The 3,785-nt window shown below is 51.1% G+C and carries 4 protein-coding genes; 2 read left to right on the top strand and 2 right to left on the bottom strand.

Annotated features, from left to right (window positions below):
- Together GF401_01605 and GF401_01600 are read right to left on the bottom strand one after the other, a co-directional pair.
- On the bottom strand, positions 1-234 hold a 234-nt coding region (locus GF401_01605; GenBank protein MBD3343740.1), incomplete at its 3' end, for a hypothetical protein.
- 38 nt (positions 235-272) lie between these two features.
- A complete protein-coding gene (locus GF401_01600; GenBank protein MBD3343739.1) occupies positions 273-2,867 on the bottom strand; it encodes a fibro-slime domain-containing protein in 2,595 nt (864 codons plus the stop codon).
- 190 nt (positions 2,868-3,057) lie between these two features.
- Between GF401_01600 and GF401_01595 the strand changes: the two genes are divergently transcribed.
- Together GF401_01595 and GF401_01590 are read left to right on the top strand one after the other, a co-directional pair.
- Complete coding sequence (locus tag GF401_01595) at positions 3,058-3,558, top strand: hypothetical protein (protein ID MBD3343738.1); 501 nt, start codon at positions 3,058-3,060, stop codon at positions 3,556-3,558.
- Positions 3,558-3,785, top strand: a 228-nt coding sequence (locus GF401_01590; protein MBD3343737.1) for a 2,3-bisphosphoglycerate-independent phosphoglycerate mutase, incomplete at its 3' end; no start/stop codon positions are given. The genes GF401_01595 and GF401_01590, both read left to right, overlap by 1 nt.

The following is a 3,785-nucleotide window of genomic DNA, read 5'->3' as shown; positions in this document are numbered from 1 at the left end:
CCAGAGAGTAAAGGATCGTTGAAGCACCGGCGCAACCGCCCCCCGAACAGAAAAATAATCTTCTTCAATAAGAAAAGCCGCGTTTGTTAAGGGCGAATATGATGAGTGAATGTCGCGCCATCGCTGGGTAAGAAGGTATTCACCGGGGAGACCGTCGGACCATGAGGTCATCGCCAGAAAAACAATACACAATCCGGTGAGTTTTTTTGAAAGTACTGCGCTTTTGTAATTCATTTTCCCCATCCTTTGCTTCCCTTGTTTTATCGGCCTTTTTACCGTTGAACGCCGATTTTTTTCCGCGTTAATTCCGTAGTGCCGTCATAGTCGGTGGTCGTAATAACCAACAAATAAGCGCCTCCGCCTACATATCGTCCATTCTCATTCTTGCCGTCCCAGAAAATCCCGTACTCTCTGGCGGACTGCGCCTGCTCGATTCTGATATCAGTTCGAATAAGATTTGCCACGGCATCGTAGATAACCGCCTTGCCGTACGATCCGTTCGGCTCCTGCTTGAGCGGCTTGATCGACTGAATGCCGATCATCACGCCCGAATAATTGCCGGTCTGGTTCTGAAAGGAGTTATGATAAAATTCCCTGACCTTGGGATCGATCGGGGTCACTCCCGGGATAAAAGGGTTCTTTCCGACCGTTATGGTAACAGCATTACGCGGACCCCATTCAATCGGCGCCTTTCTTCCATTCTCGGGCGGCAGGTTGCCGGCAGAATCTATCACATGCCGGATATTACCCTGGAGCTGAAGACTGTCATCCAGAGGAGAAACGGTAAAGCCATTGGTCATAAAAATAGCCGCACCGTTCTTATCCACAGGAAAATCATTCGTGCCGATACCGTCAAAAGCGGCATCGGTTTCTGTTTGCTTTTGATAATAGTTGAATACCTCTGACGGCGTTGCCTGGGAATTCGGCCACTGCACAGGCTCGCTGAACGTTACGTACAACGTATCCGGACTTCCCTGCGAACCCGGTAACGATCCCGGATGAAACTTTGCGCTCTTTACTACCGGCCCGGCGCCGTCTGCGCAGACAAAACCGCTCACCGCCGCAGCATTCGAAAATGAAGGGAAGGTCAGCGTTGGTTTCCATCCGGTCTGAAGCTCGCCGGAGGTTGACGGTCTGAGGGTGAGAATAAATTCATCATCTGTCGCGCCGCTTTTGCCTTCGATAGTGATTACGCTCAGGGTGGTTGCCCCGTATTGCACAATGATATCATCGGGGGAAATATCGGTCCCCAGTGTAACCGCACTGTCGAAAGTCAATTCGATCCGATCAAGGTACCCGTCGCCGTTGCTGTCGCGGGTAATGGCCGATTGCAGTGCCACGCCCGACGTTTTCATGGTTACCTGCAGCGATGCCGGGATAAGGCTTCCCTGGGAGGCGGTGATGGTGGTGACCCCGCCGCCCGCTTTGATGATATCGCCTTTCCACTGCTCGCCGGATTTCCCCCGGGCCGATGCAATGGACGTGCTCCCGCTTGTCCAGGTGGCATTTTGTGCATAGCCGGCAAAATTCCCCAGGCTGTCTCGGAGAATTGCATAGACCGTTGTGCTCGAGATGTCCTCACCCAGTGTCAGGGCGTCGAGATGATCGTCATCACGAAGACTGGTAATTGTTTCGGTATTTTGAATGTTGATATGATGCGGATCTCCGGGCGCAACATAAAGATTCAGGACCGCTGTGGCCGGCGGCGCATTGAGATCATCGGGGTCCCTGAATGTCGCAACCACGGTTACATACCCGAATGCTTCGGTGGGACTGATCGAATTGCCGCTGCCCGAATCGCTTGACAAAACAGGGTTGCCCAGCGAATCGATCATCTCCCAGGTTACGTACTGGTCGTATTCGGGGCGCCAGGTGAATGCCGAATCGAAAATATGGGCATACATTTCGAGGGTGCTCCCCGCCTTTACCGTGTCGAGCGGACCGAATGGCTGGTTCGAGCCGATATCGGGTGTGCCCGGCTCCGGATAGATCTTGATAAAACCGGGCGGCGTGAATAGATTGGTCGTAATTTTTATCGTGGAATTGACCGTGTGCCGTTCGGCGTAAAAAAAGTCGAAATTATACGGTTTTCCGGGGACCAGGCCCGAGATATTGTCGACATTGAACGAGCCGGATTGCGTACCGTGGATCCCGCCGAGGTCCATGGCCAGCCGCCCGTCAACAAACGCCCAGACATCGTCATCACCCTGAAAATCGAACCTGAGACCCGGCTGGTAGGTAAAGACGGTGTGCATCTCCATTGTAAAGGAGAAATTGTGGTTGAATCCCGACGGCTCATCGCCGAACCCGGTATCATCAACACCGAAAAATTCACTGTTTTCGTATTGATACAATCCGCTGCCGATATGTCTGAAAGGGAGCGAATCCCTGATGACAATATTTATAAAAGCCGTATCATGGTCCAGGGTATCAATCCCGCCGAAAGCTCCCCCCCAGTCGGTATAAATCGGTGCAGTATAATCACCCGGCTGCCACGGTCGAAACCATTTGTGGATATAATAATTGAAAAATGGGTCCGCTCCCAGCACGGGTTTGCTGTCGGCATCGAGCGTATCGGCAACCATCCTGGTATACAAGCCACCCCAGTGATCGGGATTGAACTCCGGATTGCTGCCGTCGGCATGAAAATCGTAGAATGTTACCTGGACCCAGATCGTATCGGGGAACTGTTGAGCGGTTGGTTGGAAAATGAATGACAGCAGACACAGGACACTTGCCGGCAGAATCGCGGCATTACGGCTAAGCAATGGGCATTTGCCGCCTGATCGGGGCGTTATCATATTTCCTCCTCGCCTTTTAAACCTCTTCCTCCATAGTATGAAACCGGTTTTGGGGGCCTTTTTCATACCTTCTAGTAATGTACATTGTGCCACAGAAAATCTAAAGTAATTTTCTCTGTTATGGGTATTTTTTTTGAAATAGCCGAATTATAGGTGGCAAATGGAAGCAAAAAACTATTTTGTATGTCTTTTACGTACTATGGTATTGGTCCCGGCGATTCGATATACCATATAACACAGAAAGAGGATTAATTGTATGAAACGAAGGGTTTTTCTTATTGCTGCACTTGCGCTTTTTGTGGGCTCGTGTGCCCGAGATGATCAGCGGGCTCCTCGATACGATGAGAAACAGTGTCCGGTTTGCTCCTCCCATCCCGGGGTGTGCTTTTACTGCAAAGGGAGTACGAAATGTCATTTCTGCGACGGCGTCGGGAAACGGAAAACGGTGACGCCCGATATTCCCACCGAAGGCATTGAGAAGTCATCGTATGTTGAAGAGTGCCCGTACTGCAAGGGTTCCGGTGTATGCCGGTACTGCGAAGGCAACGGGAAATGCTGGGCGTGTGACGGCAACGGCAGAGTTGAAAACTGGGATTTTTACGAGAAGCATAAAAAAGAGCATGCCACAAAAAAAGCTCAGGAAAAGGCTATTGCTGAAAAGGCCGATTTAAGCGCCACACCTTCCGCTCAGGATAGTGCACCTGCTGCCGGAGAAAATGAAACCGGGAATGTCGAACCAGAGGGGAAAACCGAGTAATGCCGCCAAAACCAGTATGCCTGATTATTCGAGACGGATGGGGTAAAGGAAAGCCGGAAAAATCCAACGGAATATTCTCCGGCAATACGCAGCATACCGATCGTTATGAGAAAGAATATCCGACTACAACAATCCTTTCATCGGGCCTTGCCGTGGGGCTTCCCGATGGCTATCAGGGCAACAGTGAAGTCGGTCATCTCAATATCGGCGCCGGCCGGGTTGTGTAT

This window comes from Chitinivibrionales bacterium, from assembly GCA_014728215.1.
GTDB lineage: Bacteria > Fibrobacterota > Chitinivibrionia > Chitinivibrionales > WJKA01 > WJKA01.
The sequence above is the reverse complement of the archived record's forward strand: the minus strand, read 5'-3'. Positions and strand labels throughout refer to the sequence as shown.

Coding starts and splice junctions, on each gene's coding strand:
- GF401_01595 (MBD3343738.1), top strand. CDS start 3,058: ATGAAACGAAGGGTTTTTCTTATTGCTGCACTTGCGCTTTTTGTGGGC.
- GF401_01600 (MBD3343739.1), bottom strand. CDS start 2,867: ATGAAAAAGGCCCCCAAAACCGGTTTCATACTATGGAGGAAGAGGTTT.